The following is a 25,064-nucleotide window of genomic DNA, read 5'->3' as shown; positions in this document are numbered from 1 at the left end:
ATGGTCGAGCTCTTGATCCGTCTGTTCTCCCGCTCCGCTCGCCGGAGTACCGCGCGCGGTGTGATCGAGGTGATGGCATTCCTGGGTGATCTGCATCGCCTGCGCCTGGTGATCGGCGTACGCGCGGCTCGGCAGCTCGACGCCGAGAGGCCCACCGGCCGGGGCAATAGCGGCGACGCCCTTGAGCTGCGGCGAGGGCTGCGGGACCGTCCGGGCTGCGGTGCCTGCCGAGCGCCATCGGGCCACCCGTGGCCGGTCTCGTGGCTCCCCGCCGATGGCGCCGCGGCGTGTGGCGCTCCCGGGCGGCTCAGACGCGCGAGCAACGTCGTGTGGCTCCGGGCGCGTGAGCGCTAGCGCGTCGTCGTCGCTGACCGCGCAGGCCACCGCCAAGCGCCGCGCTCGCGGGCGACGTGGCCGCGCGAGCGACGTCGCGTGGTGCCACGCGCGTGGCCGTCACAGCGAACGGTCACCGCTGCCTGCGCACTGCGCCGCGCTGGATCGGGCTTGCAGCCGACATCGTGCAACGCGGGGCGTGTGGCCGCTCGCGCGCTCCCGCGGCGGCGCGACAGGCAGCTGGCGCCGGCACGTCGACACGCGCTGCAGCCGCGCAGGTAGCTGCCCGCTGGCGCACACTCTGGACGGTACGACCCCTGGCCAGTGCAATGTGCCCGACTAGATTCCGTTCGACGCCGATCCTGAGATCAGAAAAATGGCCCGCGTCGGCAGACTGCTCGCGAGTTGCGGAAGACGGGAAGAGGATGATGAAGACGACAGGCCGGCATATCCCATCGGGGGCAGTGCTCGCTCTCGTCCTCAGTGTCGTTCCGATGCAGGCAGACGCATCCGAGCTGAGCGCCGGAATTAACTTCGGGTGGCTCCAGGCTGGCACCACGACGCGCCTCGCGGTGAGCCCGCATGCGGGAATATCGTGGCGCATCAGGAGCGATCTCCTGTTTAGCCTTCGCGATCTGTTCAGTGTCATACCCCCAATCCAGATAGGTGGAGCTGGTGTCTACAACAGCACCATCGTTGCCCTCGGATATAGTTGGGAGAATGGCGACTTGAGTGCGGGGCCATCGGTCGCGGTCTACTTTATGCCGGCTTGTGGACGTACAATGTGTGGGCGCGTTGCCGGCATGGCGGCAGGCGCCCATGCGCAAACCAACGCGTACGTTGCCGGACCGCTCGGCGTGTCGGTGAGCGCGAACGTGGATTGGGTCGGCGGGAGAAGTCTTGTGCTTCCAGGTTATGTGTCGGTGCTTGTTGTCGCCGGTCCCGTGCTTCGATGGAGTGTAAAATAAACGCAAGAGGAATTCTGCTGCCGATTATGGCCGTCCTCATCTGCATGCTAGCGGCATGCAACTTGACGGTAGGAGACTGCTATCCCATCGAGGAGTGGGAGAGCGGTGCAGGTGCAGGTGGACCAGTCGGGCCGTCTGTTCCCGTCATCACCTCCGTCACCTCCGGCGACTTCGGGGATGCGCCGCCGAGCGGATCGGAGTACGGTAGCGAGCGCAAGCTGCAGTGCAACAAAACGGACCACGAAGACGAGGAGGAGAGCCCGAGCGACAGCTCGGAGAGGCCGACAGATAGCCCGGAGAGCCCGCCAGACCCGTGCCCTGGATTCGGCGACATATCCGGAGATGGAGCAACCTTCTTGAGCTGTAGCGATGCGTGCAGCTCGAAGTGCCCGCCGCCTGGAATGGCCCCGTGGGTGTACGTAGATTTCGATCCATCGGAATTCAAGTTTTTCACCACCGTCGAGGACGACGGCGAGGGTAAAGGCGGAGGGTGGCAAGAGGCTAGGGCCAACCCGAAGTTCAAGAGACTCACTATCCCACGCAAGATCAAGAGCTGGAACTGCCCTCTCACCATCGGAATGCCGCTCCGGACCGAGTTGATGGGGCGAATCGATTCAAGCCGTGCAGCCAGCCTCAGCGAGGAGATCGCGGAGGAGGTCGCAAACCGCATGGACTACGACTTGCCGCAGGGGACCTTCTGCGACAGGCTTGTCGACGAGATGCTGGCGACGTTCAAATCCAACTATCCGCGACTCGGTGCCAGGGTGACGAACTAATGGTGATAACTCGCTCTGAGCTGCTCGATCTCGTTTACGGATTTTACCCGCGGGGCGTGCATAATTTCGCACGCATCCATGTACCTCCCAACGAGCCCTTCTACGACGACACGGAAGAGCACCGCCGCCTGGTGGGAGCTGCAAGCCGCGGGCGAGCGGAGTACCCAACGTGGAAAGCGATGATCCGCCGCCTGGGGGATCGATACGGCCTTCAAAACGAGTCACTCCACCTGTTGTCCGGGGGGGCCGACCCGGCGTACTCGGCCCGCATCTGGCTCACGGACCAAACAGCGCTCAGCTTCCATGTGTCCTTGCTCGGGCCGTACTACGGGATCCACCTGCCCGGCATCCCCGAGGAGGAGCCGGTAGCGCGCGAGATCGCTCGGGAGATCGAGGCCACGTACCCCGGCTACCGACCGATCCCGTCGGAGCTCGGGAACGAGGTGGTACCGGATGTGGCGATGGACGGGGCGTCGATGGGCAAGGCGACGATCAACATGTGCCTCTTCTCGGTCGCATGGACTTTCGTAGATCCGGCGTAACCCTTTCCCCTTGGCGTCCGTCGTCGACGTGGCCGGGCTCGTGACGCGCCGCCGGCGAGGAGCTCGAAGCGAGCTCGGCGGCTTCGCCCCCCGGCGGCGCGGGCGCGTAGGTCGAGGCGCACGTCGGCGAGCTCGGGAGCTATGGCCGTCCACCTGGTCGAGCTCGGCCACGTCGCGGCGGACGCCGGCGACCTCGCGATCGCGCTAACGTACACGGTGCCCGAGCAGATAGCGGGGCTGCGGCGTCGAGGAGCACCGCGGCGGGGTCCGCAGCTTCCGGCGGACCGAAGGGAGCGGTTTATGAGAGGATGGGCTGCCTGATGGAACGAAGAGCATGGTCTCCCGGGTGCGGCGCGGTGGCCATCTCCTTGAGCTCGGATCCCTGGGATTGGGCGTGGGTCGGCGTGGCCCTGCTCGTGCTCGTTGGCATGGCCGCCGCAGTCGTTTTCGGCATCCGGCGCCGTCGCTGACGTGGTAACGCGGCTGTACCCCGCAAGGGGGGCGCCGCTCGCTTGGGGAGGCGCCTGGCGGGGGAGCGGCCGCGGGGTCGAGGCGGACGCTGGCGAGCTCGGCGCCGTCGATGTCCATCTGGTCGAGGGCGGAGCGCCGCCATTGACCTGGTCGCAAACCGCATGGACTATGAACTCCCGCCTGGAATCTTCTGCCATAAGCTCGTCGATGAGGCGGACGCTGCGTTCAAGTCCAGGGATCGGCGACTCGGCGCCGCTGTTGTAAAGAGATGATGATAACTCGCTCCGAGCTGCTCGATGTCGTCTACGGCTGCTACCCGCGGGGCGTGCGGAACTTCGAGCGCATCCACGTGCCTCCCGGCGAGCCCTTCTACGACGACACGGAGGAGCACCGCCGCCTGATAGAAGCCGCAAACCGTGGGCGAGCGGAGTACCCAACGTGGGAAGCAATGATCCACCGCTTGGGCGATCGATACAGCCTGCAGAACGAGTCGGTCAGCCTGGTGGCGGGGTGGAGCAACCCGGCGTACTCGGCCCGCATCTATCGCGCCAAGGACGTGGGGCCCGTTCCATCGCTCAGCGACAGGGCTTCGCTCAGCTTCCACGTGAGCCTCCTCGGGCCCTATTACGGGATCCACGACAGGGGCGAGCCCGACGAGATATCGGCGGCGGTGGTAGAAGAGATCGAGGCGACGTACCCTGGGTATCGACCGATCCCACCGGAGCTTGGGAACGAGGTGGTGCCGGATGTAGAGATGGACGGGGCGTTGATGGGCGAGGCGACGATCTATGTATGCCTCTTCTCGGACGTATGGACTTGGGTGGATCCGGTGTAGCCCTTCCCCAGGTCGTGCGCCGTCCGCGTGGACGGCGAGAAGCTCGAGGCGAGCTCGGCGGCGCCCCCTCCGGGGCGGCGCGGCTCCCTGGACGTCGAGGCGCACGTTGGCCAGCAGCTTGCCTACAAAGTGGGGGGATGCCTTGGGATCCGCGCCGTCCTCCCCTGACGTGACTGCGGCTACTCAGGAAACCGAAACGTCTCGTGACGCTCGCCGCTCGGCCCCGTCGTCGTCGTACCATCGTGGTGCCAGCTGGTGCCGCCCGTGCCCGGCTGTCCGATCTCGAAGGTGACGCCCTCGAGCGTGAGTTGCTCCTCGTCAAGGTAGGCGACGCCGATCGAGTCGCCGCCGCGCCCGGGGCCACCGTAGCCGCCAGGCCCTCCCTCGCCGCCACGGCCACCCATGCAGGCCTGAAAGACGTCCAGCAGGTCGGCGCCCGGTGCACCTCTGCCGCCTCGGCCGCCCTCCTGGGGCGGCCCGCCGTCGCCACCCGTGCCGCCGCCACCCGTCGTGATCGTGCTATCGCGTACGGTCAAGCGGGCGTGAAGCGCGACGACGCCGAGCGCCGGATGTGCATTCGCTCCCCCGCGGCCCCCTCGGCCACCACAGCCGCCGGCCCCGCCCGAGCCTCCTCCCGCGCCTCCCTTGGAGGCCATACCGCACATGGCGAGTCCGCCCCGACGACCGCCGCCGCCGCCGCCGCCTTGCCCCGGCGTGCCCCAACTCCCCTCCGCCCCCGTGTCGCCCTCCCATCCTGTCTCGGTGAGCCGCCCGATGCCCTCGCCGGGCGGCCCCTGCGTTCCCGGAGCCCCGGGGCCCCCGTCGGACCCGTCGTAGCAGCGGACATTGTCCTGCTCCGCGGTACCACCGATGCCCGAGGGCGACGGGTCCCGCTCCGAGGCGGGCTCACCGTCGTCGCCATCCTCGGCGCTGTCGGGCAGCCCGTCTCCTCCCTTGCCGCCGATGCTCGTGAGCCCGCTCTCGCACCGGTTCACGGCTGCAGCCCCGCCGGCGACGATGGCCGCCGAGCACGCCTCCGCAGCGAACATGCCGTCCGGTCCGTCGGGTGGGCTGTACAGGGGCCACTTCTCACCTTTGCTGCCTGCCCTTCCGCTGCGCACGCGGATCTCGCTCCGCAGGATCTCCACCACCGTGTTGGACTGAGCGACCACGCCGATCGCGCCTGACGCGTGAAAGTTGAGATCGGCGAGCGTCGAGACGCCGTCCGCTGCCCCCTGGTCCTTGGGGCCCGCGGGCGCGATCGTCATCAGGGTATCGTCGAACTGCCTGTACTTGAGCGTGGACCGCGGGAGCTGGGAATCGCGCACCCATTCCCGGCAGTTGAAGCCGCCAAGGATGTCCACGCCAGAGGGCAGCGTGATCGGATCCACCTCGAAGAAGTCGTTGCAGAGGAACACGCGCCCTCGTCCAGTGCGCGCGAGCTCTATGGCATGCGCGACGGTGTACACCGGTTTCGCCTTCGTTCCGGGGTTCCTGTCGTCGCCGCCGCCGAAGTTTCCGGCGACGAACACGCCGCAGCCGTCGTCGAGGATATCAGCGGCGACGTGCTCGACGCAGACCGACTCCGGGGGCGGCTCGTCATCGCACGAGGTGCCCTCGCAAGGCGCGCCAGCGTCGGGTACAGTTCCGCAGCCGGTCGCCCACGGTGACAATAGAAGGCACAGCGTAGCGGCGATGGTCTTTCTCATGTGCGTCTCCTGACGTGTGCCGTCAGTACAGGGCGGCTCATCGGGGCGGTTCCGGATCTGGCGCATCGAACCTGTACCAGAACAGCGCAGGCCCCTCTTGCCCCTGGCCTGGCGCATCGTCGGTGACTGCATTGCCAGGGCGGCCACCCTGGCCAGGTTGTCCGGGCAAGACGATCGCATCCTCCAGAAGGTTCACGGAGGCGCTCATGGAGGCGATGCCGAAGGACGCTCCCCCGAGGCCGCCGCCGCCGTCGCCCCCACGGCCACCGTTGCCGCCAGCGCCGCCGGCGCACCCTCCCGCCATGCCGGTCAAAGAGCGCCCACCATTGCCACCGCCCCAACCAGCGCCTCCCCACTGGCCCGTTCCGCCGACGCCACCATTGCCGCCCTTCCCTCCGAGGACCCGGCTGGCCTTGACCGTGAGAGCGCTCCCCTGCAATGCCACGATCGCGATGCTCGCGCCGCCGTAGTCGCCCCCATCGCCTCCCTTGCCACCGCAGCCGCCGCTGCCCCCTGATCCTCCGGCCGCGCCGCCCTGGGGTCGGCCCGTCGGACACGCGAACGTAAGGGTGCGCGAGCTGCTGCCGCCACCCCCGCCACCGCCCTGGCCGACGCCGCCCCTCTTGCCGCCCTCCCCGCGGACGCCGATCCATCCGTCAAGGTCCAGGCGGCCAACGCCAATCGCTCCGGCAGCGTGCTCCGCGTCGGCGCCGTCTGCTCCGCGGCCCCCGTTCGTACACGGCATGCTGGACGCGCCGCTCCCAGCCAGGCCGCGGTTCTCCGGATTGCCGACCGGCTCCGGCAGCCCTGAAGCACCATCGCCGCCCGTGTCCACCCCGCCGTCTCCGCCGTACCCACCCGTCGACTCAATCCCGTCGCCGCACACGGTCACGACCGGAAGGGCGCCCGGCGCCGCGTCCGCGGTGCAGGCGTCCGCGCCGTCGTTCCCCACCACGCCGGCGCTCGCGCGGAAGCTCGGCGCGTCATCGCCCGGCTCACCTTCCTTGCCCTCGCCCGCGACGACCTTGCTCGACACCACGTTCGCCTTGGTCCCTTCGCTCAAGATCATCGCGATCGACGACTTGCCATCGCTCGCCGAGGCATCCGCCGCCACGACGTGCACACCGAAGATCGTCGAGGTGTCCTGCCCCTGGATCACCCGCAGCGGGATCCCCCTCAGCGGAGCGATGATCGTCGGGTGATCCGGCCCGCCGAACGACCCCTCATACGACCAATCGTCGCCGTCATCGCAGAGACGCCCGCCCCACAGGTCAACCCCCGACGGCAGCGTGATCGCCTCCTCGAACGCCCCACCGCAAGCGTACACACGCCCGGTCGCCGCTTGGCCGTTGCCTCGCCCGTGCGCGGCTAGCCCGATCGCGTGCTGGAGCGTCTTCACCGGCGCTCCCTTCGTCCCGAGTCTGTTGTCGGCGCCCTGCTTGCTGACGAACACGCCGCACTCGTCGTACGCCACCGCCGTGGAGGGGTCGCCATCACAGACAGACTTCGGTGGTGTGAGGCAGAGGCGTTCTTCATAGCAGCTATCGTCGTAAGCGCACCCGGAGAGGCCACCCGCGCCGACCGTGGAGAGGATGCCCACGGCCAACAGCAGCCGCATTCGTTGCAGTTTGAGAAGAGGCATGTCCTTGCTCCCTGATCACCACGCGCCGTAAGCCACGAGGCCGGCCTGTGTCGGTGCAATCGTCGGCGCCAGCCCAAGCCGACCTTTGGTCGGTTCAGCGTGCAGAAAAGAGAAATCCGTGAAGAACGAAGCCAGGGTCGCAGCACCCACCACACCGCTCGTCACCACCATCGCCGTTCCGAGCCCGGCGAAGAGATCTCGTTCTCGTCGTAGCCCTGACAGCTCGGAGCACGAGGAAGGTTTCGGCGTTTCCCGACACGCCCCCTGAGAGACCCCCGCTGCGTCGAGCCTCGCGTTCCGCTCGTGCAGGTCTCCGTCGGCAGTCCTCGCGCGGACCATGAAGACCGCACCGAGCGAACCTGTCGCCAAGGTCAACCCAATACCGGCGGTGCGCAGGGTGCCTGGCCAGGATGTCCAGGGGCTGGGTGGACGGCGCCTCACAGCAGGCGAAGAGCCCACGGCCTGCGGCCTTTCCTTCGGTGATTGAGGCGCGGTCTCCTTGGCGCTGCTCGCCTCCGTGGCGCTCCCCGCCGCCGCGCGGGATAGCTCCATGGTCATCTCGTGCTCCACGCCCGCCACGCCAAGGAACCCCTGAAACGCGTCCGCGTGGCCCGGTGCACGGCCCCGCACCATGTGTTTGTCCCCCGGCTCGAAGAAGAGCGTATAGGTGCGCGCGGTCCGTCCGACGCGCTCGCCGTCGATGAGCACCTCGGCGTCGGGCGGATCCACCGAGAGCACGAGCGTGGCGACGCGCTTCACTGCCTCGCGCTGGCCTGCCTGGAATCGCCGCTCGAGCGCGTCCGGCAGCGCTTCGCGCTGTTCGAGGCTTTTAGCAAGGTGCTCGGCCGCATCGCGATACTTGTGCAACGCGACCTCGCAAAGGCCGAGCTCGCCGGCGATCTCCGCCCGCTCTCGCTCGGTGCTGGTCGTCGGGTCCGCGGCGTCGAAAGCAGCCTTGTAGGCAGCGTATGCCTCGCTCCACCGCCCGGCATTGCGCGCTCTCTGACCACGGCGAACATGGTCCTTTACCGATGAGCTGTCGTTCGGTCTCGCCTTCGGGGGGGACATCGGCGGCGCTGGCAGACTCCGTGAAGTCTGTTGCGCCTTCGGGGGGGCATCATCGGCGCTGGACGAGGTCGGGAAGCCTGTTGCGATCCCGAGCGCGAGAAATATCGAGAGCGAATGCGCAATGCAACGCATCCAGGGACGGTACTGACGCCGGCCGTTCGGCGTCAACCGCCAGGAATCGCGACGCCTCGGCCGTTTGGGCGAGAATTGGCGGTCGTATGACGGAATGTGCTCAGTCGTCCTGTAGACCCGCTTCCGTGTGGTTGAAGATAGCGCCTTGGATTACATTATCCGACCAATATTGCTCGCTGGTTCTCTTTTTTGAAGCGTTTGGACCCGCTCAAGTGTGCTGCTTAGCGTGGGCAAGCCACCGACCGTCTTCCCCGGCTTCGAGCTCTTCCGGCGCCTCGCCAGGCGCCACGGCGTGCCGGAGCGAAACGCCGAGGATATCGCTCAGGAAGCGCTGCTGCGCGGGCTGGAGGCCGACAAGCGGCTCGACCCGGGGGGAGACCCAGCGCCGTACCGGGTCACGATCGCCATCAACCAGGCGCGTAATCACGTCCGTGACGCACGCTGCCGCGGCGAGGTGCTGACGTCGTTTGATGAGTGCGAGATCCGAGACGAGTACCCCACGCCGGAGGAGCTGCTCCGGAGACGGCAGCGGGAAAAGTTCACGCGGGAGCTGATAGACCAACTCGATCCCAAGTACCGGGATGTCGTGATCAAGCACGACCTCCAAGAGGTTCCGCTCGCCGAGATCGCGGCCGAGCAGGGACTTCCGCTGGACACGGTGAGGACGCGATATTGGCGGGCGCACCAGGAGCTCCGGGTGCAGCGGGAGCGGTGGCAGGCGCAGGAGCGCTCGCAGGGAAGGGACGATCGCCTCTGCGTGCCGCTCGCACTGGGCTTCGGGCGCCGCGCGTCGTGGGTGGCCTCGCTACGCCGCCTGGCCGTGAGGATCGTCGTTCAGGGTGCGCTCGCCCTGCTGACCGGCGCGCTCGTCTCCTCGGTGTCGTCCCTGCCCGACCTGCAATCGTGGTACGGGGCGGCGGCGGTCCCTGCCACCCCGCCCGCTGCGCAAGAGGCTGCGGCGTCGCCTGCGCGAGACGGTGCGCACAGCGCCGAAGCGCCCGCCGGCGGAGAACGCGCGCACAGCGCCGCAGCACCGGCCGCGCCGATCGCGCACGGGATGTCGTCACCGAGGGCGCAAGGAAGCGCGCGCGTGCAGGCGGTGGCGAGCAGCACGCCCGTTCCCTCAACGACGACCGATCGCCGGCCCGCGCCTCCGGCGAGCGCCGTTCGACCGACCGGCGAGGAGCGCGAGCGGAGCCTGATCAACCAGGCCCGGCGGGCCATCGAGGCCCGCAATGTCACGGCGAACGTCGAGGCTCTCCGGCTGCTGAACATCCACGCGCGGGAGTTCCCCCGTGGGCGGTTCGTCGCCGAGCGCGAAGCACTCCTCCGGCAGCTTCGCTGAATCGTCGGCTGTCCTTCGGCAGCTCACAGGCGGTGACCTTGGTGATGTCTTCGGACAGCACAAGGCGAAGATCCGCCTTGCATCCCGACATGAGCGATCACGTCCAGGAGACGAAACGCGATGAGTACGATGGAGGATCTACTTGGTGCGATGTGGCTCATTTCGCCGCTCGGGCTCGCGATGATCGCGTGCGTCGCGATCGGCTTCGCGGTCACCGCGCGCGAAGCGCTGGGACGGGAGCGCGGGCTTCGCGAGGCGCGCGAGCACGCGCATGACGACGAGGAGGCAGCCCTCACCGATGCGAAGGAGCAGGCCGTGGGGGACCGGGATCGATACCGGCGCCTTCTGGACTGTCACGTCGACGCGGCGCTCGCGGAACTAACAGACGCCCGTGCGCGTCCCGTCCCCTGGCCAGGAAGGGTCCTCGAGTCGTTCTGCGCGACGATGCCTTCGTGGAGGAGGAAGCTGGCCGAGAGCACGGGGTTGGAGTCGAGGGAGGTGGAACGGTTGCTGAGGAGCGACCTCCCGATGACGCCCGGCCTTGCCCGGCAGCTCGAGGCCTTCACCGGCACGCCGGCGCGGTACTGGGAGCGCCTCTGGCAGCTGCACGACGACCACCGGACGGACGCCGAGGAGACCGTGGTGATCCAGGTCGGCGAGCCCGTCACCAAGCGCGAGAGCTCGGCGCGTCCCGCATCGTCGCCGGCGCAGAGCTCGACACCGCCGACGCTACCTCCCCGCGCGCTCGACGTTCCTCCGCCTGTGGTGAAGTCTCCCGAGCTTGCGGCCAGGAGCCCGCGGGCGAAGCTCCCGCCGCCTCCACTGCCGCGGCTTCGGTCGCCGCTCCCTGTCGGCGTCGCGACGGGGACTGAGCTCGCCCGGCGCGCTGCCACGCTGACGAGCTTCCCAGTACAGCGTGACGAAGGCGGGTCGGGTTCCGCAACGGCTGCCGATTGGGAGGACGTAGAGCGCTCTCCGCTGAACACGACACTTCCGGGAGTAAGGAGCCATGGGTGAATGGCGTAATATCATTATGTTTCGAGAAGCCAGGGAGATCTCTGTGCAGGGAGTGGGATTGCAATGAGCGTCAAGGGCCTGGTTGTCCACTTTCGGCGCGACTTGGATGACGATGAGGCGCAGCGAACGATCGACGCTCTGATGATGATCAAGGGCGTTGTCAAGGTCGCATCCGTCAAGGCCGGTTACGAGGACGAACTGAACCGGCAGCGGGTCAAGCGAGATTTGTTAAGCAAGATTGACGGGCTTCTGAGGGATGACGAGGCCACGATCTAGCTGCCGACGAACCCGCGTCATCGTGGCGTCGATGCAACTGGCACGCCGTGTCCCGTTGGGCTCAGCGGTTACCACTCTACTGTACGCGCCGCCCAGATTGGCGGCCCGCAGCCTCCAAGGGGCGTCTGCCGGCCTCCCTTCTCCTGGGACGACATGGGCACGAGTCGGGGGGGCTCTGCTCAGTTGTAGAACGCCGTCCGGGTCCTGACTCCGCTCAGTTGTAGAACGCCGTCCAGGCCCTGAAGTACCCCTGGAACGCCTCGATCCTGATCTCACGCCGCCGTTTGCGCGAGCCGACGTGCTGCCAGTACCACGTCCTGCCGGACGGAATCTGCTGATGCCACTTTCCGTCGTTATAGTAGACGGCTTGCCAGGTCCACTTGGCATTCCAGAAGTCCCAGTGGCGGAACAGGTGCTCGAGCCGTGTGCTGCCGTTGCAGGCAGCGATGATGGAGTGGGAGACCTTCCGCCTCTTCGACCCGCTGCCCCGTGTCAGCTTCGTCCTCGCCGCGCTGTCGCAGTGCCAAATGCCCTTGGATTGGCAGTAATTACCCGAGAAGACGTCATCGCCTGCGTCGGAGCACACGCTCGCGGCCGCCTCCAGGGCTGCTCGCAGGTCCACGCGACGGAGATCGGCCGGTCTGCCGAGATCGGCCAGCGAGTCGACGACGTCGCGCCCCTCGAGCGCTCTCTCGACCTCCGGGGCGTCGCTCTCGTCGTCGAGCTCCCGGAGAACCAGGGGGACCGGGACGCTCCTGTCCGTGAGCTGCAAGAAACGCATCAAGGGGGACGGACTGTCACCATCGCGCACCTTTTCTGGCGGAGCCGTCGACCCCGGAGGAACCTCGGCGATCTCCGAGTAACTGACCTCGCCGAACGCCGGGATCGCCTCGAAGGAGACGAACCTGTGCTCGTCGATCTGAAAGCTGCCCAGCTCATAGCGCCTCGGCCCGGGCACGCGCCCGAGCCTCTCGTACGCGCGGCGCGAGCCCGGGTCGAGCCTCGCGAGCAACGGCCGGGATGACTCGTCAATCTCACGCCAAACGTACCTCGAAAGGTTGGAGGGGTCGAACGGCGGAAGCGGCTGCTCCATCACGGGCAGAAACGCCGCGATGGGAAGATCGAGTCCGGGATCGACAGCCTCTTCGCGGCTCGTATCGATCGCCTTGTCATCTCTCCTGGCTCGGCCTCTCTGGTCACTCATACATTCCCCCTGCGTGAAGAGCTCCAGCGCCGCCATGGTCGGCCCTATTCAGGCCGTACGCTGTGCCATTACGGGCCGCTCACCGTGGATATGTATGTGGTGGTGAGGCCGCGTCAACTCGATGGACGAGGACGCGCGCCGGACGAGCTTGAGGATGATCCGGGCACGCCGATCCCGCGATGGCGGCTGCAGCGCCCCCGTCCTCACCCTGGCTCGTACCGATCCGACCGACCGAACACAAGTCGAACGGACAGATCCATCACTACAAGCGCGCCGCGCGCAAGATCGCCGAGCTTGGGCTGGGCGACTTTGCCCCCCTGGACGAGGCGATCCCCGAGCTGAGAGGAAAGGGCGGCTCGGTAGGCGGAGCCCATACCGCGTCCGCTGGAGCAGACACGGGCTCGGCGAGCGCCGAAGCTTCCGCCGCCGGCGTGCCGCCCGGTCAGACGGCGCCTCCGGGCGACGTCCCCGCGCCCGCCACGGCGGACGCTGGCGCCTTCACAGGCGGTTCGTTGGGCCCGCGTTGGGCCACGCGGGAAGATGATTCGGCCAAGCGTCAGTCGGAACCAATTGAAATAAGAGACATTTCGGCCGCTGACGCCTCGGCGCCGGAGATGTCCTCGCGGAACATGTCGACGAAACCGTTGTGCTCGAGCGTCGGCATGGGCAGCACGCTACTGCCACCTCCATGAGGTGGGCAAGCTGCGCGCACGCCTCCAGCCATGTCTCCCATGAGCGTAAATGAGCGAAATGAACCATTGTTTAACCACGCAAGTCGCCGTGTCGCTCCACACGCGGCGGCTCAACCGTGCAGGCCGGCGCCAAGCAGCTCCGCGCAACGAGGGCTTCCCGTGGCGCCGCCGCCGCGATAGGACAGCGCCGTGACACGCACCATCGCACGGTGGATACCCCTCCTCGCAGCGCTCTCCGCCGGGTGCGCCCCGGCGCCGCCCCCCGCAGCCCCGACGGCCGAAGAGGTCACCGCGAAGAAGGCCGCCAGCATGGCGCTGACCGCGCTGTTGAACCGCAAGTTCGACGTCCAGGGCTGCGACGCCTCCGAGGCGCGCGTGGTCCAGGAGGCCGAGGCGCGCGCGGGCGCGCCCCAGGGCGAGCGCTGCGCCATCCTCGTCGCGCGCAGGAGCGACCGGACATGGCTCGTCGCCGTCCGCTCCTCGCTCTCGTCCGCCTCCGTCGGGGCGCAGGCGCTCGTGACCGTGCTGCCCGAGGCCGAAGGCGTCGGCGCCATCGAGTACACGCGCTGAGCCGCGCGGCGGCCGCGCTCACCGCGCCGTGGCGACGAGGAACAACCGCCGGAACGGAAACGGCGTCTTCCCGTCCGCCGCCTTCGGATACGCCGCCGCCACCCGCCCGCCGTACTCCTCCAGGAACTCGGCCCGCTCGTGCTCATCGAGCGCCGCGAGCAGCGGCCGCAGCGCGGTCCCCTTGGTCCACTCGACGACCGGATTCGCGCCCTCGAGGACGTGCAGATACTCCGTCTCCCAGATGTCGATCCGCGCCGCGTGCGGCGCCAGCATCCCGTAATACGCCGCCGGCGCCGCGACCGGGCTCTCCCTCACCACCGCCGCCAGCTTGTCGCGGAAGCGAGGCAACCGGCTCGCCTCCACCATCGCGGCGTGCGACGGCGCGCCGTGGTTCCTCGGCATCTGCACCGCCAGCACGCCGCCGGCCGCGAGCCGCCCGAGCAGCGCCGGGAACAGCGCCTGGTGGTCGTCGAGCCAGTGCAGCGCGGCGTTGCTGAAGATCAGCGCGGGGGGCGCGGACGGCGCGAAGCGCGCGATGTCGCCCTCGACGAACCGCGCCCCGGGCAGCGCGGCGCGCGCCTGCGCCAGCATCTCCGGAGAGCTGTCGACCCCGAGGATCCCCCGGCCCGGGAAGCGCTGCGCCACGAGGCGGGTGATGTTGCCGGCCCCGCACCCGAGATCGACGATGTCGCCCGGCGCGGTGAGGTCGACCCGGCCGAGCAGGTCAATCGCAGGACGCGCCCGCTGGTCCTCGAACTTCAGGTACTGCGCAGGATCCCAGTCCGCCATTGCACACCTCCACCGAGCCAGCACCCCAGAGCGTGAGCTCCACCGCCGCCCCCCTGCCCTCTACCTTCAGCAGATCCGGGCACGCCCATCGACGTAGAGGCCAAGGACGACCGCGGCAACTGTCGCGACGCACGACAGCGCCGGCGCGGCCGAGCGCCGCGCTGGACATCCCCGCACGGGAGCGGCACCCTCGCGCCGGTGGATGCTCCGGAGATCTCCGATCTCCTCGTCGACTACGATCCCGACACCCTCGCGCGCCTGCCCGTGCGCCGGAGCGCGGTGGTCGAGCGCCTCCGCGCCGCAGGACGCCCCGGCGCAGCCCGGCTCGCTGCGCGGCTCCCGGCGCGGGACGATCTGCTCGACGAGGCCGCCGTCGACGCGCTCCTGCTCCGCGTCCACGCCGAGCTGCAGCGCCTGTCCGAGGAGTTCGACCAGGGAGCGCGCGTCCGCTTCGTGCTCGCGCCGCTGCTCGACGCGCTGCGCGCCGCCGGCGCGCCCCGCCCCCTGCGCGTCGTCGACGTGGGCTGCGGGCTCGGCTACGTCGTCCGCTGGCTCGCCGCCCGCGGGGCGCTGGGCGCCGACGTCGAGCTCGTGGGCTGCGATTACAACCGCGCGCTGATCGAGGCCGCGCGCGCGGCGGCCAGCGACGAGGGCCTCCCGTGCCGCTTCCACGTGGCCAACGCGTTCACGCTGCGCGAGCCAGCCACCGTCTTCCTGTCCACCGGCGTCGTCCACCATTTCCGCGGCGACGCCCTCGTGTCGTTCTTCCGCGAGCAGGCCAGGGCGGGCGCCCTCGCGTTCATCCACTTCGACATCAAGCCGAGCCACCTGTCTCCCCTGGGCGCCTGGATCTTCCACCAGGCCCGCATGCGCGAGCCGCTCTCCCGCCACGACGGCGTCCTCTCCGCCCTCCGCGCCCACGCCGGCGACGCGCTCCTCGCGGCGGCGCGCGCCGGCGCCGAGGGCCTCTCCTCCGCGCTGTTCGACGGCCACGTCGGGCCCTTTCCCGTCCTGCGCATCATGCACGCGGTGATCGGCCTCCGCCCGGACCTGCGCGCGCGCTTCGTCGACCAGCTCGAGCAGCTCGGCCCGCGCGCCGGCCGCCGGCTCGGAGCGTTCACGTGATCCCCGCGCTGCTCACGCTGCTCGCCCTTGTCGACGCGGCGTTCTGCGGCTTTCGCGACGCCGCCGGCCGCAACCCGCGCATCGAGAAGCGCGCCTATTTCCTCCGCGCCGTCCGCCGCGGCGCCCTCGCAGGGCTCCTCGCCGTCGCCGCGCTCGCGGCCCTCACCTTCGCCGTGCTCGGGCTCGCGCCCGACCCCGCGGGCCTCTGGATCGATCTGCTCGCGGCCGGACGGCGCCTGATCCTCGTCTACGGCGCCTACGCCACCCTCGTCTGCACCGCCCTGCTCGCCTACGCGCTGCCCATCCACGAGGCGCGCGTGCTCGCCAGCGTGACGATCCTGGGCCCGCTCACCATGGTGCGCCCCTGGGTCCTCGCCGCGGGCGCGCTCCTCGCCGCGCTGGCCGCCGCGCGCGCGGAGACGGCCGCCCTGACGCTCGCCTCGGCGCTGACGATCGGCCTCATCGAGCGGCTGCTCGGGCGCGGCTGGCGCCGCGGCCGGCCCGTCCCCTTCCAGCCTTCGTAAACGGTCCTCCTCAAGCGGCTCCGGGCGCGACGCTCGCCGCGAGAGGCGCCTGTCGCCACGGCGCCTCTCGCGGCGCGGGGCCGAGGGGGTCCCCCGCGCCGACGAACTCCTCGACCCGCCGCGCGAGCGCGGGGTAGCATCGCGCCGCAATCCACCGATCACCGAGGAGCGCCGCGCGATCCGTCGCCGGCCGCAGGCAATACCCTATGAAGCTCGCTGTCATCTCAGGCAGTCACCGCAACGGCTCCGAATCGGGGAAGATCGCGCGCCACGTGCAGCAACAGCTGTCGTCGTCGGCGGACGTCTCCTCCACGTACACGCTCGATCTCGCCGACAACCCGCTTCCGCTCTGGGATCCGGAGGTCTGGCAGCCGTCCGAGAAATGGGAGCGCGTCTGGGGCCCCATCTCCGCCGAGCTCAAGACGTCCGACGCCTTCGTGATCATCGCGCCGGAGTGGGGCGGCATGGTCCCCGCCGGACTCAAGAACTTCTTCCTCCTCTGCTCCCGGGGCGAGCTCGCGCACAAGCCCGCGCTCATCGTCGGGGTCTCCGCGAGCTCGGGCGGCGCCTACCCGATCGCGGAGCTGCGCATGAGCAGCTACAAGAACACGTACCTTTGCTACATCCCGGACCACGTGATCGTGCGCAACGTCCGCGGCCTCCTCAACGACCCGGAGGCGCCGCAGTCCCCCGACGACGAGCGCATCCGCGAGCGGCTCCGCTACGCGCTGGGCATGCTCCTCCAGTACGGAAAGGCCCTGCAGCAGGTCCGCGCGAGCGGCGCGATCGACCTGGCCAAGTACCCTTACGGGATGTGACGGGCCCCCGGCGGCGAACACGCTAGTCTCGCCGGGTGCCGAAGATCCTCGTCATCGACGATCAGCCCGCCGTCTGCGTCGCGCTGACGACGCTGTTCGAGCTGCACGGGCACGAGGTCCGCGTCGCCGCCACGCCCGATGAGGCGATGGCGGCGGTGCTCGGCGACGAGCTCGGCGCCGTGGTCCAGGACATGAACTTCCGGCAGAGCGCCACCTCGGGCGAAGAGGGGATGGAGCTGCTCCGCCGGATCAAGGCCGTCGACCCCGAGCTGCCCGTCGTGGCCATGACCGCGTTCACGTCGATCGCGGGCGCGGTCGAGCTGATCAAGGCGGGGGCGAGCGACTACGTGCCCAAGCCGTGGGACGACCAGAAGCTCGTCGCCACCGTGGGCAACCTCGCGCGGCTGCGGGCGCTCGAGCAGGAGAACGCGCGCCTCCTGGCCCAGCGCGGGCGCGCGCGGCACAGGCTCGCCGAGCGCCACGACCTGGCCGGGCTCGTGTACGCGAGCGACGCGATGCACGAGGTCGTGAGCCTCGCCGTCAAGGTCGCGCCCGCCGACGTGCCCGTCCTCATCACCGGGCCGAACGGCACCGGGAAAGAGCTCCTCGCCACCATCGTCCAGGCCAACTCGCGGCGGCGGGACCGGCCGTTCGTCAAGGTGAACGCCGGGGCCCTCCCCGACGAGCTCGTCGAGGCGGAGCTGTTCGGCGCGGAGCCAGGCGCGTTCACCGGCGCGACCCGCCTCCGCGCCGGCCGCTTCGAGGAGGCCGACGGCGGCACCCTCTTCCTCGACGAGATCGGCACGCTGTCGCTGAACGGCCAGAAGAAGCTGCTGCGCGTCCTCCAGACCGGCGAGTACCAGCGGCTCGGGAGCAGCGTCACCCGCAAGGCCGACGTGCGCGTGCTGAGCGCGACCAACCGCGATCTCCCGCGGGCGATCGCCGAGGGATCCTTCCGCGAAGACCTGTACTTCCGGCTCAACGTCATCGAGTTGACGATCCCCGCGCTGCGCGATCGCCCCGAGGACATCGCGCCGATCGCGAGCCACCTGCTCGATCGCCTCGCCGCGCGCGCGGCGGGCGGCGAGCGGGTGACGCTCGGCCCGCGCGCGCGCCACGCGCTCACCGAGCACGACTGGCCGGGCAACGTCCGCGAGCTGGAGAACCGGCTCACGCGCGCGGCGCTGGTGCGCAAGGGCGAGACGATCGAGCCGCACGACCTGGGGCTCGACGCGGTCGCGCGCGTGCCGCCGGCGCCAGCTGCGCACGCCGCGTCGTCCGCGCCTTCCGCGACCTCCTCCGAGCGCCTCGAGATCGAGCGCGCGCTCGTCGAGGCGCGGGGCGTCGTCGCCAAGGCCGCGGCGTCGCTCGGCCTGAGCCGGCAGGGGCTCTACAGGCGCATGGACCGGCTCGGGATCCAGATCGAGCGGAAGCTCAAGTAGCGCGCTCGTCCGGCGGCGGCGGCAGGCGGCACTCCGCCTCGGCCCCGCCCCCCTCGCGGCGCCGCAGCGCGAGCGCGCCGCCATGCGCGGTCGCGATCTCGCGACAGAGCGCGAGGCCGAGCCCGCGGCCCTGCTGCTTGGTCGAGTAGAAGGGCAGGAGCGCCTTGCCCGGGGCATCGTCCGGCAGCCCGTGGCCTCGGTCGGCCACCGTGAGCGCGAGCTCGCCCGTCGCGAGGCGCCGCACCGAGACCTCGATCTGGTCGGGCGGGCTCCCGGCCTCCACGGCGTTCTTGAGCAGGTTCAGGAGGAGCTGCTGGATCTGCGCTGGATCGAAGAAGCCTGGCTCGTCCGGCGCGCCGCCCAGCGTGAAGGGCGCGAGCCCGCGCAGCCGCTCCAGGAAAGGGCGCCACGCGACCCGCTCGGGGGCGGGCGGCGGGAGGCGCGCGAGCTCGGCGTACGCGGCGAGGAAGCGGGCGAGGTGCGCGCTCCGCTCCTCGATGGTGTCGAAGACCACGCCGAGGCGCTCCCGCTGCTCCGGGCAATCGAGCAGGAGGCGGCCCGAGTGGAGGAGCGAGGAGATCGGCGCGAGGGAGTTGTTGAGCTCGTGGCTGATCAACCGGATCGCGTTCCTGTGGAGCTCCGCCTCCCGGCGCGAGATCTCGCGCGTGAGCGACCGGACCGAGACGAGGACGTGCGCCTGGGTGTTCAGGCGGAACGCGCGGCGGGCGACGTACAGCGTCTCGAGCTCGCCCCGGCGCTCGACGGACACGAGGGCGTCCCGCCCGGCGATCATCGCGGCGCGGAGCTCCTCGGGCTCCCCGGCGAGCAGCGCGGAGAGCGTCCTCTGGCCAATGCGCTCGCCCGCGGCGAAGAGGGCGCGCGCAGCGCCGTTGCCGTACACGATCCGGCCCGCCTCGTCGTGGAGCACCATCGCGACGGGCGTGGCGTCGAGCGCCGTCTCGAGCAGGAGCTCCTTCTGGTAGAGGTCGTCGCGCTGCGCCCGCAGGGCGTCGCCGAGGCGGTTGTGGCGCTCGACGAGATCCCCGAGCTCGTCCCGGCGGTCGTGCCGGACGCGCTGCGTGTAGTCGGACTCGGCGAAGCTCGCGAGGCCGTCGGTCACCGCGCGGAGCAGGCCGACCGCGCGCCCGAGCAGCGCGCGGGAGGCGAGCGCGCCGGCGACCAGCGCGAGCCCGAGCCCCGCAAGGGCGGACACGGGCAGGGACGCCTGCGCTCGCGCGGCGGCGAGGCTCCCGGCGCAAGCGGCGGCGGCGGTCAGGGCGACCACCGAGGCGAGGCGGACCTGGAGGGGCACACGGAGAAGCGCGCGGGGCCACGCGTGGAAGGAGGTCATGATCGCGACGCCTCCGCGGGGGAAACAGCGCTCGCCCGGAGCGCGGGCACGAGCGCCGCGGCCATGCCCGCGAGCCAGAAGGCCACGGCGACCAGGAGGGCCGTCGGCGGCTCGAGGGGCACGTCGAGCTCGGGGGCCACGGCGCGCGCCGCGGCCCGGAGCCCGGCGAGGGCGACGGCGCCGGCGGCGAGGCCGGCCGTCGTGAGCAGCGCGTTCTCCGCGAGCACGAGGCGCGCGACGTCGGCGCGGGTCGCGCCCAGGGCACGGCGGATGCCGAGGGCCTGGCGGCGCTCGGCCACGAGCAGCGAGGCCATCCCGATGCGCCCCAGGAACACGACGACGAAGATCGCCCCGAGGAGCGTGAGGGCCAGGCCGCCGGCGCCGCGGCTCGTGCCGGCGTCGAGGTCGACGCCCTCGTCGAGCCGGCGCACGAGCACGGCGCGGCGCGGATCGGCGCGCTCGAGGGCCTCCCGCACGCGCGCGCCGGCGCGGTCGTCAGCGCCCGGATCGACACGGACGAGGTACGTCAGCGAGCGGCCGAGGGCGGGCCCCTCGGCCGCGAAGAGGGCGCGCTGGGCGTCGTCGGGATCGCGGCCCATGGCGACGCGGAACGACGGGACGACGCCGACGACGACGAGGGGCCTCTGCCGGGCGCTCCGGCGCACGGTCTGCCCGACCGCGCGGCCGTCCGGGAAGAGGCGCGCCGCGAGCGCCTGCGTGACGACGGCGGGCGTCGCCTCCGCGCCCGCGGCGTCCGCTGCGGCGAGCAGGCGCCCCGCGAGGGGAGCGAGGCCGAGGACCTCGGCGACGCCGCCGCGATCGTCGAGCATCCAGGCGACCGCGCGCGGGCCGCCCGGGAGGGTCGTCTCGACGACCTCCCTGTGCGTGAGGTTGAACGGCGCCGCGGTCGCCTCGGCGGCGGCGAGGACGCCGGCGACGCGCCCGAGGGCCGCGGCGTCGCGGCGGACCGCGGCCGCGCGCTCGTCGAGGGACGCGAAGCTCGGGCCGTCGCGCTCGGTCGCGGCGAGCAGCAGCGACCGCGTCTCGATGCCGCGCGGCGCGGAGGCGCCGCGGGCATAGTGGACGGCGAGCCCCGAGGCGTGCACGGCCACGGCGAAGCCGAAGGCGGTCTCGAGCACCATGAGGAGCGCGGGCGTCTTCCGGCGAGAGAGCGCCCTGACGAGGGGGCCTAGCACGATCGCCGGAGCCCTTCGGCCGGAGGGATCCTCGCCGCGCGCAGGGCCGGGTACGCGCCGGCGAGGAGGCCGGCGGCCATCGCGGCCACGAGCGCCGCGCCGGCGGAGCGCGCCTCGAGGTGGTAGTCGACCGGCCGGAGGTGGATGACGCGGTTGACGATCTCGAGCGCCGCCGCGGCGACGCCGATGGCGAGCGCGGCGGCGCTCGCGGCCACGAGCGCCACCTCGGTCAGGAGCCCGAGGAAGACGCCGCGGGCGCTCGCGCCGAACGCGCGGTAGACGGCGATCTCGGCGCGCTTCGCGCGGAGCTTCCCCTCGAGCAGCCGCGCGACGCTGAGCGTGCAGGCGCCGAGGAGGACGTCGGCGAGCAGGACGAACAGGGTCGTGCCGGGGTCGTCCGCGCGGAGCGCGTGCAGGCGCTCGCGCGGCACGAGCTCGGCCCCGAGGACGCGCCGGCCGCGCGCGCGCTCGCCGCGGGCGTAGGCGTCGAGCTCGGCCTGGAACGCGGCCCGGCTGGGCTCGTCGCGCAGCTCGACCACGAGATCCAGCCAGCCGTTGTCGGTGGCGGCGAGCGCGTCGAAGCTGCCGCCCGGGTCCTCGACCTCACGGACCAGCGCCGGCCGGACGCCGAGCGCGAGGCCGGCGGCGCTCGGCGCGAAGACGACGGCCGTGCGCGGGGCGCGCGTGCGCGGGGCGGCCGGGAGCGCGACGACGCCGACCACCCGGAACGGCTCGCCGAAGAGCCGCAGCGTGCGACCGATCCCGCTCGCTCCGGAGAACAGCGCGCGCTCCGCCACGTCGGAGAGCACGACGGGGCGCTCCTGGCCGGCGCCCTCCGCCGCCGGCCAGATCGCGCCGCTCCGGACCGTTGCGCCCACCATGCCGAAGAGATCGCTGGTGCAAAAGATCACCTGGACAGGGGCGAGCGGGCCGTCGTCCGGGCTCCCTGCGGCCACGGCGGCGAAGAGATCCGACGCGCGCGAAGGGTGGGGGCTCTCGAGGAGGACGCGATCCCGGTAGCTCGGGGGATCGATCGCCCTGGGATCGGTGACGGCGCCGCCCTCCCGCGGGAGGGAGACGAAGTAGAGCCCGCGCGCCGACGCGAACGGATCGGACGCGCGCGCGTGGAGGACAGCGCGCGCGGCGGTCCACGCGGCGAGGCCGAGCGTGAACGCCAGCAGCATGATGGCGGTGTGCCCGGGTTGCCGGCCGAGGCTCCTGAGGGCCATCCGGAGCGCGTCGCCGGCCGTCACGGGAGGCCCTCCGGCGGAGCTTCCGAGGGCGGCGCCGGCGGCGCGAGGGCCCAGGGATCGATGAGCTTGCCGTCGAGCACGTGGACCCTGCGGCGCGCCCGCGCCGCCAGCTCGGGGTCGTGCGTCGTCATGACGATCGTCGTGCCGCCGGCGTGGATGCGCTCGAGCAGATCGAGGATCTGCCGCGCCGAGCGGGAGTCGAGGTTGCCGGTGGGCTCGTCGGCCAGGAGGAGCGAGGGCTCGCCGACCAGCGCGCGCGCGATCGCGACGCGCTGCTGCTGGCCGCCCGAGAGCTCGCTGGGCCGGTGGTGGAGCCGCGCGCTCAGGCCGACGCCCTCGAGCGCGCGCAGGGCGCGCTCGCGCCGCACACGCGCGGCCAGGCCGCGGACCCGCAGCGGCACGTCGACGTTGTCGAGCACGTCGAGGTCGGCGATGAGCTGGAAGCTCTGGAACACGAAGCCGATCTTCCGGTTCCGGATGGCGCTCGCGCGGGCGTCGGAGAGCCCCTGCATCGGCTCGCCGTCGAGCAGGTACTCGCCCCCGTCGAAGGGATCGAGCAGCCCTGCGACGTTGAGGAACGTCGTCTTGCCGGAGCCGGAGGGGCCCATCACGGCGAGGAACTCGCCGCGCGCCACGTGCAGCGTGAACCCGGAGAGCGCGTGGGTCTCGAACAGGCCGCGCCGGTAGACCTTGGTGACGTTCGTCATCCGTATCATGTCGGTCTCTCTGGCAGGAAATGCAGGTACTTTATCTTCAAGGCCACCGGCCAGACAGCTACCGTCGTCGCGTGAAGCGGCCCCCTGCATCGAAATCCGCTCCCTCTGCCGCGCCGCGCGCGCATCGCCATGGCCCGACGCGCAGGGTCGTGGCCGTGGCCTACGACGGCGCGAGCGCCATCGACGTGGTGGGGCCCACCGACGTATTCGCCCTGGCCTCGGACATCGCGAGAGCGAAGGTGCCCGGCGCTCCACCCGCCTATGCGGTCGAGATCGCCGCCGTGGACGGCGGCGTGATCCGGACGCTGTCGGGGGTGCAGATCGTCGCCCACAAGGCGCTCGCGGATCTGGCCCCCGGCATCGATACGGTGCTCGTCGCCGGGGGCGAGACCCGTGAAGCGACGCGGGACGCCCGGCTTCTCGCCTGGCTGCGCGCGACGACGCCCGAGGTGCGGCGCATGGGCGCCGTCTGCACAGGCGCCTTCCTCCTCGCCGCCGCGGGGCTGCTCGCGGGGCGCCGGGCGGCCACCCACTGGCATTCCGCGGCAGCGCTCGCGCGCGAGTTTCCCGGCGTCGAGGTCGACCCCGACGCGATCTTCGTGCGGTCCGGGAAGATCTACACGTCGGCGGGCATGACGGCGGGCATCGACCTCGCGCTCTCGATGGTGGAGGAGGATCTCGGCTACGACATGGCGCTCCTGGTCGCGCGGGGGCTCGTGGTGTTCCTCAAGCGCCCGGGTGGACAGTCCCAGTTCAGCCGCCCGCTCCTCGCCCAGACGGTCGCCGCGGGCCCGCTGCAGGGCGTGATCGACTGGGTGCTCCGGCACCTCGACGCCGACCTGCGCGTCGAGGCGCTGGCGGAGCGGGCCGGGATGAGCCCGCGCAACTTCGCGCGGACGTTCACCCGGGCCATGCGGATGACCCCCGCGAAATTCGTCGAGGCGGCCCGGCTGGAGCAGGCGCGCTCCTGCCTCGAGGGGGGCCGAGCCTCGATGAAGCAGCTGGCGCGCGACTGCGGCTTCGGCACGGACGAGCGGATGCGGCGCGCGTTCCAGCGCACCCTGCAGGTCACGCCGGAGGACTACCGGAGGCGCTTCGGCCGACCGTGAGCGGACGCCGGGCGCTCGGCCGAGCGCCGTCGACGCTCGCCGGATCCTTCGCGCACGGCTGCACGCGACGGGGTGCGCGGGGCCCTGCGCCCGCGTGTCCTGAAAGCAGGGGACGATGTCCTTTCCGCCGCGGCCGACGCCGCTCACAGTCAGGCCTGCGAAGCGCGCTCAGCCGCGCTCGTGAGCGCCGGGCGCGGGGCGGCGTCGAGACGAAGCTCCGCCATCAGGGCGATCCTCCGCAGATGAAGAGACGAAAGGGTTCAGGGACGAACGATGACGGACACCTATGACATCAAGCTGCCAGGTCCTCAGCCGCCGCTCCAGGTCGGCATGGTGCTCTACCCGGGCCTCACGGCGCTGGATCTGATCGGCCCGCAAAGCGTGCTGACCGCTCATGCGACGACCTATCTGCTCTGGAAGACGCGCGACCTGGTCATGTCTGACTCGGGGGTTCCCATCCAGCCGACAGCGACCTTCAGCGACTGTCCGGACGACCTGGACATCCTGTTCGTGCCGGGCGGCATGGGCACCCCCGACGCCATGGTGGATCAGGAGGTCCTTCGCTTCCTGAGGGATCGGGGCGCCCGCTCCAGGTACGTGACCTCCGTGTGCACGGGGTCGCTCATCCTGGCGGCGGCAGGTTTGATGCAAGGATACAAGGCCACGACACACTGGTCCACGCGCCACATCCTGGAGGCGTTCGGCGTGGAGTGTGTCCGGGCGCGCGTCGTGGTCGATCGCAACCGGATCTCGGGCGGCGGGGTGACCGCAGGCATCGATTTCGGGCTGACGCTCCTGGCGCTGCTGCGCGGGGACGATGCCGCGAAGCTGACGCAGCTCATGCTGGAATACGACCCCGCCCCGCCCTTCAACGCCGGGACGCCCGAAGCTGCGGGACCCGAGCTGACGCAGCGCCTATTGAGCGTCCTCGATCCGTACGATCAGCAGATGCGGAAGATCGCCGCCGAGAGGAGCAGCAGAGCGAGCTGAAGCGCCGGACGCGCGGCCGCCACGGGCCGCAGCATCCTGCCAGCATCTGTCGCCGCATCCCTCGTCGATCGGGAGCGCGCCGTCCACGCCGCGGCCTCCGCGGGGCTGGTCGTCACGTGGATCGCGGGATACCTCTTGACCGCGCGGCTACAACTCCCCATGACGGAGCTC

Annotated in this window: 22 protein-coding genes; 13 read left to right on the top strand and 9 right to left on the bottom strand. The window is 70.9% G+C overall.

The features are described from left to right. The first annotated feature begins 1,327 nt into the window (after positions 1–1,327). The 3 genes from WMF11_RS49120 (at position 1,328) to WMF11_RS49110 (ending at position 3,925) form a co-directional block, all read left to right on the top strand. Positions 1,328–2,077, top strand: coding sequence for a hypothetical protein (locus WMF11_RS49120; protein ID WP_437975676.1), 750 nt, complete (start codon positions 1,328–1,330; stop codon positions 2,075–2,077). Between the two features lie 179 nt (positions 2,078–2,256). After that, the gene (locus tag WMF11_RS49115) at positions 2,257–2,619 is read left to right on the top strand and encodes a hypothetical protein (protein ID WP_437975675.1); all 363 of its coding nucleotides are present in this window, start codon (positions 2,257–2,259) and stop codon (positions 2,617–2,619) included. A gap of 739 nt (positions 2,620–3,358) precedes the next feature. Further along, positions 3,359–3,925, top strand: coding sequence for a hypothetical protein (locus tag WMF11_RS49110; protein WP_437975674.1), 567 nt, complete (start codon positions 3,359–3,361; stop codon positions 3,923–3,925). Positions 3,926–4,104: 179 nt separating this feature from the next. Here WMF11_RS49110 and WMF11_RS49105 read toward each other — a convergent pair whose 3' ends face one another. From WMF11_RS49105 to WMF11_RS49095, 3 genes are read right to left on the bottom strand one after another with little or no spacing between them, the layout of a single operon-like run. Further along, entirely contained in the window at positions 4,105–5,634 is a 1,530-nt protein-coding gene (locus WMF11_RS49105; protein ID WP_437975673.1) for a hypothetical protein, read from the bottom strand. 37 nt (positions 5,635–5,671) lie between these two features. Then, positions 5,672–7,276, bottom strand: coding sequence for a hypothetical protein (locus tag WMF11_RS49100; protein ID WP_437975672.1), 1,605 nt, complete (start codon positions 7,274–7,276; stop codon positions 5,672–5,674). Between the two features lie 15 nt (positions 7,277–7,291). Continuing rightward, positions 7,292–8,476, bottom strand: a complete 1,185-nt coding sequence (locus tag WMF11_RS49095) for a hypothetical protein (RefSeq protein ID WP_437975671.1) — start codon at positions 8,474–8,476, stop codon at positions 7,292–7,294. Positions 8,477–8,702: 226 nt separating this feature from the next. On the opposite strand from WMF11_RS49095, the gene WMF11_RS49090 reads away from it, so the two are divergent. The 3 genes from WMF11_RS49090 (at position 8,703) to WMF11_RS49080 (ending at position 11,114) form a co-directional block, all read left to right on the top strand. Beyond that, complete coding sequence (locus WMF11_RS49090) at positions 8,703–9,821, top strand: RNA polymerase sigma factor (RefSeq protein WP_437975670.1); 1,119 nt, start codon at positions 8,703–8,705, stop codon at positions 9,819–9,821. Positions 9,822–9,971: 150 nt separating this feature from the next. Continuing rightward, positions 9,972–10,838 carry a helix-turn-helix transcriptional regulator gene (locus tag WMF11_RS49085; RefSeq protein ID WP_437975669.1) on the top strand — a complete coding sequence of 289 codons (867 nt, stop codon included), beginning with the start codon at positions 9,972–9,974 and terminating at the stop codon, positions 10,836–10,838. A 63-nt stretch (positions 10,839–10,901) separates the two neighbouring features. Next, entirely contained in the window at positions 10,902–11,114 is a 213-nt protein-coding gene (locus tag WMF11_RS49080; RefSeq protein ID WP_272104003.1) for a hypothetical protein, read from the top strand. 214 nt (positions 11,115–11,328) lie between these two features. Here WMF11_RS49080 and WMF11_RS49075 read toward each other — a convergent pair whose 3' ends face one another. Continuing rightward, entirely contained in the window at positions 11,329–12,354 is a 1,026-nt protein-coding gene (locus tag WMF11_RS49075) for a hypothetical protein (protein ID WP_437975668.1), read from the bottom strand. 845 nt (positions 12,355–13,199) lie between these two features. Here WMF11_RS49075 and WMF11_RS49070 point away from each other — a divergent pair. After that, on the top strand, positions 13,200–13,580 hold the full coding sequence (locus tag WMF11_RS49070) for a hypothetical protein (protein ID WP_437547690.1): 381 nt from the start codon (positions 13,200–13,202) through the stop codon (positions 13,578–13,580). A gap of 18 nt (positions 13,581–13,598) precedes the next feature. Here WMF11_RS49070 and tam read toward each other — a convergent pair whose 3' ends face one another. Continuing rightward, entirely contained in the window at positions 13,599–14,369 is a 771-nt protein-coding gene (gene tam, locus WMF11_RS49065) for a trans-aconitate 2-methyltransferase (protein ID WP_437975667.1), read from the bottom strand. 198 nt (positions 14,370–14,567) lie between these two features. Here tam and WMF11_RS49060 point away from each other — a divergent pair, with 198 nt between their 5' ends. The 4 genes from WMF11_RS49060 (at position 14,568) to WMF11_RS49045 (ending at position 18,278) form a co-directional block, all read left to right on the top strand. Next, on the top strand, positions 14,568–15,494 hold the full coding sequence (locus WMF11_RS49060; RefSeq protein ID WP_437975666.1) for a class I SAM-dependent methyltransferase: 927 nt from the start codon (positions 14,568–14,570) through the stop codon (positions 15,492–15,494). After that, on the top strand, positions 15,491–16,018 hold the full coding sequence (locus WMF11_RS49055; RefSeq protein WP_437975665.1) for a hypothetical protein: 528 nt from the start codon (positions 15,491–15,493) through the stop codon (positions 16,016–16,018). Before WMF11_RS49060 ends, WMF11_RS49055 begins: the two co-directional genes overlap by 4 nt. A 206-nt stretch (positions 16,019–16,224) precedes the next feature. Beyond that, entirely contained in the window at positions 16,225–16,836 is a 612-nt protein-coding gene (locus WMF11_RS49050) for an NADPH-dependent FMN reductase (RefSeq protein WP_437547686.1), read from the top strand. Between the two features lie 35 nt (positions 16,837–16,871). After that, positions 16,872–18,278 (top strand): sigma-54-dependent transcriptional regulator, encoded by a 1,407-nt coding sequence (locus WMF11_RS49045; protein WP_437975664.1) that lies wholly within the window; start codon positions 16,872–16,874, stop codon positions 18,276–18,278. Here the strand turns inward: WMF11_RS49045 and WMF11_RS49040 are convergent. The 4 genes from WMF11_RS49040 to WMF11_RS49025 are packed head-to-tail and all read right to left on the bottom strand — an operon-like array spanning position 18,271 to position 22,794. Beyond that, positions 18,271–19,629, bottom strand: a complete 1,359-nt coding sequence (locus WMF11_RS49040; protein ID WP_437975663.1) for a sensor histidine kinase — start codon at positions 19,627–19,629, stop codon at positions 18,271–18,273. The two genes, WMF11_RS49045 and WMF11_RS49040, sit on opposite strands and share 8 nt — an antisense overlap. Beyond that, complete coding sequence (locus tag WMF11_RS49035; RefSeq protein WP_437975662.1) at positions 19,626–20,825, bottom strand: FtsX-like permease family protein; 1,200 nt, start codon at positions 20,823–20,825, stop codon at positions 19,626–19,628. Before WMF11_RS49035 ends, WMF11_RS49040 begins: the two co-directional genes overlap by 4 nt. Then, positions 20,819–22,078 (bottom strand): ABC transporter permease, encoded by a 1,260-nt coding sequence (locus WMF11_RS49030; RefSeq protein ID WP_437905905.1) that lies wholly within the window; start codon positions 22,076–22,078, stop codon positions 20,819–20,821. The genes WMF11_RS49035 and WMF11_RS49030 overlap by 7 nt, the downstream gene beginning before the upstream one ends. Beyond that, the gene (locus tag WMF11_RS49025) at positions 22,075–22,794 is read right to left on the bottom strand and encodes an ABC transporter ATP-binding protein (RefSeq protein WP_437905904.1); all 720 of its coding nucleotides are present in this window, start codon (positions 22,792–22,794) and stop codon (positions 22,075–22,077) included. Before WMF11_RS49025 ends, WMF11_RS49030 begins: the two co-directional genes overlap by 4 nt. A 155-nt stretch (positions 22,795–22,949) precedes the next feature. Between WMF11_RS49025 and WMF11_RS49020 the strand changes: the two genes are divergently transcribed. Further along, positions 22,950–23,903, top strand: coding sequence for a GlxA family transcriptional regulator (locus tag WMF11_RS49020; protein WP_437975661.1), 954 nt, complete (start codon positions 22,950–22,952; stop codon positions 23,901–23,903). A 273-nt stretch (positions 23,904–24,176) separates the two neighbouring features. Then, positions 24,177–24,893 (top strand): DJ-1/PfpI family protein, encoded by a 717-nt coding sequence (locus tag WMF11_RS49015; RefSeq protein WP_437905902.1) that lies wholly within the window; start codon positions 24,177–24,179, stop codon positions 24,891–24,893. Positions 24,894–25,064: the final 171 nt, after the last annotated feature.

The organism is Sorangium sp. So ce295 (assembly GCF_051527405.1).
GTDB lineage: Bacteria > Myxococcota_A > Polyangia > Polyangiales > Polyangiaceae > Sorangium > Sorangium cellulosum_B.
This window is presented reverse-complemented; position numbering and strand designations above follow the sequence as displayed.